Annotated in this window: 4 protein-coding genes and 1 pseudogene; 2 read left to right on the forward strand and 3 right to left on the reverse strand. The window is 69.5% G+C overall.

Translation table 11 applies throughout. From position 1 onward, the window contains the following. Nucleotides 1-185 (reverse strand): annotated as a pseudogene (locus D7Y13_RS36280) (EAL domain-containing protein); the annotation flags it as partial. 19 nt (nt 186-204) lie between these two features. Then, entirely contained in the window at nt 205-1662 is a 1458-nt protein-coding gene (locus D7Y13_RS36285; RefSeq protein WP_158620452.1) for an LVIVD repeat-containing protein, read from the reverse strand. Between the two features lie 183 nt (nt 1663-1845). Here D7Y13_RS36285 and D7Y13_RS36290 point away from each other — a divergent pair, with 183 nt between their 5' ends. Next, nucleotides 1846-5436: a PD40 domain-containing protein gene (locus D7Y13_RS36290; protein WP_120585085.1), complete on the forward strand. Its 3591-nt coding sequence runs from the start codon at nt 1846-1848 to the stop codon at nt 5434-5436. A 49-nt stretch (nt 5437-5485) separates the two neighbouring features. On the opposite strand, the gene D7Y13_RS36295 is transcribed toward D7Y13_RS36290, so the two are convergent. Continuing rightward, nucleotides 5486-5956, reverse strand: a complete 471-nt coding sequence (locus D7Y13_RS36295) for a hypothetical protein (RefSeq protein ID WP_120585089.1) — start codon at nt 5954-5956, stop codon at nt 5486-5488. A 371-nt stretch (nt 5957-6327) separates the two neighbouring features. Between D7Y13_RS36295 and D7Y13_RS46040 the strand changes: the two genes are divergently transcribed. Next, nucleotides 6328-6527: hypothetical protein (locus tag D7Y13_RS46040; RefSeq protein WP_208734525.1), on the forward strand; the 200-nt coding region annotated here is incomplete at its 3' end.

The following is a 6527-nucleotide window of genomic DNA, read 5'->3' on the forward strand; positions in this document are numbered from 1 at the left end:
TTCCCCAGCCCCACCACGACACAGTGCGCGTCGGTGCGAAGCTGGTAGGCCCCGCCCGCCTCGCGCAGGTGCGCCACCAGCTTGCCCAGGCTGTGGCCCAGCGGGGGCCACAGGAAGAGCCGCCCCGGTCCTTCGGGCGGCTCAGGCAGGGTCTGACAACGACCACATCCGTTCACCTGGGTCATGATGCAGCCTTGGCGTCAGTCACGGGGTGTGGCGGAAGATGAGCAGCCCGCGCGTCGTGTCCCACCCATACACCAGCCCGTCCGCGACGTGAACGCCCTGGAGGCCCTCGAAGTAGGTCAGCCCTCGGCGCGCGTCGCCTTCGCTCCAGGTGTTGAAGTACCCGGAGGGCTTCATCACTCCCAGCGTGGACACGTCGTACGCGCGCAGTCCGTCCTGGTAGTTGGCCACGTAGAGCGTGGTTCCCGACAGCGTCATGCCCCCCAGGGAGGCCTCCTTGCGCAGCGCCAGCTCGTCGCGCTGCACGATGGCCTCCGGGTTGGTGGCGTCCAGCGCCAGGACCGAGGAGCCCCACGCGTCCGAGCCCTCGTACACGGCGGTCGCGGCGCCCACCTTCCCCACGGCCAGGGCGCTGGTGGAGAACCCGGAGTAGCGACCCATCAGCTTGGGCGCCTTCTTCGTCAGCACGTCGGTGACGTCCGTCACCGAGACGCCGTAGCTCCAGTTGCTCACGTACAGGCGGTTGTCCAGCACCGACAGCGCGTAGGGGTACTCGCCCGCGGTGACGCTCGTGCCCTCCACCGCGTAGCGCACCACCAGCGTCGGCGCGAGCGGCTGCGTCACATCCAGGATGATGACGTCCGAGCGGGGCGTGGGCGACGCCACGTAGAGCAGGTTTCCATCCTTCGCCAGCGCGTCCACGCGCGTCGGCGTCGCCGCCTCCGAGAGGAACGTCTTGCCGCAGTTCGGGACCGCGGGGTCGGCCGTCAAATCACAGAGGCGCAGGCCCCTGTCATACGTCCCCACGAAGAGCGTCGAGCCGGACACGAGGGCGGTGGTGAACACCTCCGCGCCGAACTTCTGCTTGGACGCGAGCGTGGGGTGCGCGGGGTCCTTCACGTCGTAGACGACCAGGCCTTCCTCGCGCGCCGTCACGTACGCGTAGCCGCCCGCCACCACCACGCCCGTGGGCCGGCCTCCCGGAAGGGCAATCTCCCCCAGCAGCTCCACGCGGTCGGCTTCCGCCTCGCCTTCGCGCCGCACCACGCGCGTGGCGGTGAACGTGCCCTGGCGCGTCTTCGCCCCGTTGACGCAGACGCGCACCACGCCCAGCACCTCTCCCGGGCTGGACGCCCTGCAGCCGGAGAACGCGTAGCGCACCGCGCCGCCATCCGAGCCCGTCACGTCGCTGGCCAGGTAGAACGTGTCCCCGGTGATCTGCTTCGTCGTCATCGTCAGGCCGATGAGCAGCGGATCCCCGGGTGAGAAGCGGATGGTGGACGGGCCGATGAACCCGTCCTCGAACGCGATGTTGGCGTTCCAGATGCCTTCGGGCTGGACGGCGGCCAGCGTCGAGCGGTCACAACCCGACAGGTCGATGGCTTCAACCTGACACTCGGCTTTGTTGTCGGAATCGTCGGTATTGCCGCATCCGACGGCGAGGAACACGGTGGCGGCCACGAGGGGGAGGCGGTTCATTCCCTCCTCCATACCGGGCGATGCCGACCGGCGCCAAGTCCCCTCCCGCGTGCCGAGGGTGAACACCCCTGACGTCCACCGTCACGCAAAGAAACAAATGAACCGCTTGTGCGTTTCCGATGGGAGAGGGAGCCTCCTGTCGGGCCCCTGATACGCCTGTCTCCTCGCCTTACGAGGTGCTTTTTGAACCCCCGTCCGCACGTGGTCGCCGTGCTGCTGGCCCTGCTCCTGCCGGAGCTCGCGCTCGCCCAGGTCTTCGTCGTCCCCCGTCGCGCGGGGAAGACGCCCGTGAACAGCTACGAGTTCGAGTGGCGGCACATCGACATCCTCGTGGGCCCTGCGGCCGCCGGTCTGGCCAAACCCAGCGCGGGCACCGCGCATGATCAACCGCCCGGCACCCAGGGCGGCGCGCTGCCCCAGGGGCCCACCGTGTCCCCGCAGACGGGCAACACGCAGGCGCCCCCGGGCGGCCCGGAGGTCACCCCTTCCGGACAGGTGACGTCGGCGCCCCCGGGCCCGGGCAACGCCCTGGCGGCGGGCGTCTCCGCCGACGGAGGCACGGCGGACGCGGGCAGCGGGCCACAAACCGTCGTCGGCCTGGAGGATGGCGGCATCCCGCCCCCGGGCGTGGTGGCGCTGGCGGACGGCGGCACGGCGGGTGACGCGGGTGCCCTCGCGGGCATGGTGGGCAACGACGGCGGTACCACCTTCTCCGGCTCCCCCCTGCTGCTGGGCAGCGCCGACGGCGGCTTCAACTACACCTACGCGAAGGACCTGGGCGCGAAGACGGGCGGCGTGCGCTTCTACTTCTACGAGCGCGAGCGCGCGGTGGCCGAGCGCGCCGCCCCCATCGTCGAGGAGGCGTACCGGTACCTGGTGGACCAGTTCAAGTACGTCCCCACGGAGACGTTCCCGTACATCCTCTACAGCAGCTACGCGGAGTTCCTCCAGACGAACGTGTTCGCGGTCTCCGAGGGCACGCTGGGCGTCACCAGCACCGAGGACCTGAAGCTGTCGCTGCCGTACCTGGGCGACCACCACCTGTTCGACGAGATCAGCACCCACGAACTGGCGCACCAGTTCACCATCCAGAAGGTGCGCACCGTGGCGGAGCAGGCCAAGGTGTTCGGGGATCCGCTGGGCGGCTACCCGCTGTGGTTCATCGAAGGTCTGGCCGAGTTCTACGCCAAGCGCGGGTTGGATCCCGAGGCGGAGATGATGGTGCGGGACCTGCTGGTCAACCCGGACCTGATGAGGGGGTACGCGTTCCTCGACTTCTTCTCCCCCGGGCCGTACGGCTTCCTGTGGATCTACAAGGTCGGTCAGGCGCGCGTGGCCTTCCTGGAGGAGGAATACGGCGCGGGCATCACGCAGCGCCTGTTGGAGGAGGCGCCCCGGCTGGTGGGCGGCTCGCGCGATGCGCCGTCGCTCAAGTTCGAGGAGCTGCTGGAGCGGCTGACGGGCGATGATCCGAAGCGCATCTCCGCTCGCTTCGAGAACTGGCTCAAGCGCCGCTCGTTCAAGACGTACCTGGACTCGGCGCAGACGGGGCCCGCGCTGGACTCGCTGGGCGAGACGCCCGGAATCGTCACCGCGATGACCAGCGGCCCGGACGGCAACGTGCTGGCCCTGCGCACCATCGTGCCGGAGACGGGCGAGAGCCGGCTGTACCTCATCGATCCGCGCTCGCCGGAGAAGAATGTGAAGGTCGCGGGCGACGGCGTGCCGGGCGTGGAGTCCCTACACCCGGTGTCCGGCCGCAACTTCGCGTTGACCAAGGACAAGCTCGCGTTCGTGGCGGAGCGCACCGGCCGCGACGTGCTGTACGTGCAGGACTACGTGCACCTGCAGGAGCGCAAGTCCACGGACGTGCTGGTCCGGCGCTCCGCCATCCGCACCGGCATCGGGCGGGAGGTGGGTCTCACCGTGAAGCTGGAGGTGGGCGACCGGCGCGAGTACCGCATCGACAGGCAGGGCGTGCTGGCCATCTATTCGCCGGCGTTCTCCCCGGACGGGAAGTTCCTCGCGTTCATCGGCATCAATGATTCAGGCCTGCGCGACGTGTACGTCATCGACCTGTCGCAGGGCACGGACGCGAAGCCCCGGCAGTTGACCCACGACGTGTTCGCCGAGCGGCAGCTCACGTGGGGCCCCTCCGGCATCATCTACACGTCCGACGCCACGTCCCACCGCAAGTACAACCTCTTCCGGGTGAAGCCGGACGCGCCCGCGGGTCAGGCGGAGCGCCTCACCAGCGAGGAGCGCGACGAGTCGGATCCCATCGCGCTGGCGGACGGGCGCCTGTTCTTCGTGGCCTACAACCAGAGCAGCTCCGATCTGCACGAGCGGCTCGCGGACGGGCGCATCGTGCGGCGCACCGACCTGACGACGGGCGTCTTCGAACCCGGCCCCGGCCCCGACGGCGGCCTGTGGATGCTCTTCCACATGTCCGGTGAGCGGAAGCCGTCGCTCTTGCGCCCGCCGCGCATGCTGTCGCTGGAGGACCCGAAGGAGCCGCAGGCGGATCCGCCCTCCCCCATGGCGCTGCGGCCGCTCACGGACGCGCTGGCGTACCGGCCCTTCACGCGCGAGAACATCGAGCTGGGGCCCATCTTCGGCTTCGCGGGCGCGGGCGGCGGCGGCTTCGTGGGCCAGGTGTTCGCGTCCGCGTCGGACCGGCTGCGCGACCACCAGATGGTCCTGTCGCTGGCGGTGTACGGCTCGTTCGAGCTGACGGACGGCCTGCTGCTGTACATCAACGACGAGAAGCGCACGACCTGGGGCGGCGGCATCTTCCAGTCGCTGCGCTTCCGCATCGACAAGACGTTCGACGACCTGCCCCCGGAGCAGCGGCCGTTCTTCATCTCGTCGGAGCGCTACTTCGGCGCGTTGGGCAGCCTGCGCTACCCGCTCAGCACCTTCTTCTACGTGCAGGGCGACCTGAGCCTCGGTGGCACGAAGTACTTCCTGGACGACTTCAACGAGTTCTACCTGGCGTTCCCGGAGCGCAACGAGGCGAACCTGGAGCTCTTGTCCGCGTGGCGGGCCGACAACCAGCACATCCGCTTCCAGACGGAGCTGAGCGGCCGCATCGGCTACGACAGCCTGAAGTACCACTACGCGACGGGCCCGCTCGCGGGCAGCTCCATCCTGTTGGAGGCCACCGCCGGCTTGCAGCCCTTCGATGGGCAGGCGTACGGCAACATGCGCCTGGACATGGAGCGGTACTTCCCCATCTACGGCCGCAGCAACATCTTCATCCGCCTGGGCGCGGGCAGCACGGTGGGCGGCCGGTACGCGCGCTCCTACTACCTGTCCAGCTTCGACACCCTGCGCGGCGTGAACTTCGGCGACGAGGAGTGGCTGCTGGGCCAGCACTTCGTCTACTCCACGCTGGAGGCGCAGCTGCCCCTCAACGACATCATCCGGGTGGCCTTCCTGAGCGACCTGGAGGCCATCGCGGCCATCGACGCGGGCGGCGTGGGTGACGGGACGCACGACCTCTGGGACCACCGCGTCCTCAACGCCGTCATCGGCTTCAACCTGTCGCTGGGGCCCCTGCTCCTGCGGCTGCACTTCGCGCGGCCGTTCGACATCAAGGCCGCCGCCGGCAAGCCTGACGAGGGCTGGGTGACGAACTTCTCCATCGGCGTCGCCGGCCTCAATGGCTTCTTCGACCAGAAGGACACCGGCAAGAAGGCGGTCGCCACCGCGCCCAGCTTCTCGCTGATGCCATCACTGGGCGGCGGCTACACGACGCCCCTGGTGCACTGACGCTCAGGCACCCGGGGTCGTCGTCGGATCCAGGAAGCGCGCTTCAGCTTCAGGACTGCGCGGCGACGAGGGCGGCGTTGGCGCGAGCCAGCGGCCCCCCGTCGTTGGGGATGCGCTCGAAGTCTCCGCGCAGGGCCTTGATGGCGAACTTCTCCAGGTCAATCTCCCGGCGGGTGCGCACGCCCAGCGCGCGCACCACCGCGGACAGGGGCCCGAAGCCGGTGAGGCCCTGTTGAAGCAGCAGGGCGAGCGTCACACCGCTGAGCACGCGCCAGCCATGGCCGTCACGGCGGCCCAGGAGCAGGCCCGCCAGCGCCAGGGCGGAGCCGCCCACGGCCACGGCGCGGTGCATCTCCCACTCGTGCTCCAGCTTGTCGAGGTACCGGCTCATCTCCGCGCGGTCCGCCCGCTCGGCCATGCAGCGGACACACGACTCCACGTGGGCGTCGATGCGACGATTCACCGTGGATGGCGCATGGGTCCGCGCGGCATCGGTCGAGGTCTGGTTCCAGGACTCCATCGTCACTCCCCTGACGGGTTCGCGGACGGATTCGGGCCGTCCTCCAGCCTGCTCCCAGGAAGCTAGGGCTGGAGGGGGCGTTCATGCACAGCGCGCCGTCCGGGGGCCTTCGCCCGGCTGCCCGCTTCAGGGGACACAGGTCGCCTGCTCCGCTGGTCCCGGACTCCAGGCAGGCAGCCGTGAATCGCGAGCCTTACGCGGTCCGTCATGGGGCGCCGTCAAGAACGGGTGACCGCCGGGGTGGGAAAGGAATTTCCCCTTCCAGGGCGGCCGCGCGGACTTGCAGGGGCCACTCGCTTGCCCCCCAAGGCATGTAGGAGGCCATCCGACGGGCTGCTGGAGAGGCACACGCCTTGCTCCAGGAGCGGTGGATGATGCGTCCAAGACTTCTGCTCAGCCTCTCGATGTTGCTGGCCGCGTGCGGTGGTGCCGGTTCGTCGAATCCCGATGTTCCACCCGCCGTGACGGATCCCGGCATCACGGATCCCGGCACGACGGATCCGCAGGAACCGGTGGATCCACCGCCCGTGGACCCGCCGCCGGTGGATCCGCCCCCGGTGGATCCTCCCCC

Source organism: Corallococcus praedator (assembly GCF_003612125.1).
In the GTDB taxonomy this organism is placed as follows: Bacteria; Myxococcota; Myxococcia; order Myxococcales; family Myxococcaceae; genus Corallococcus; species Corallococcus praedator.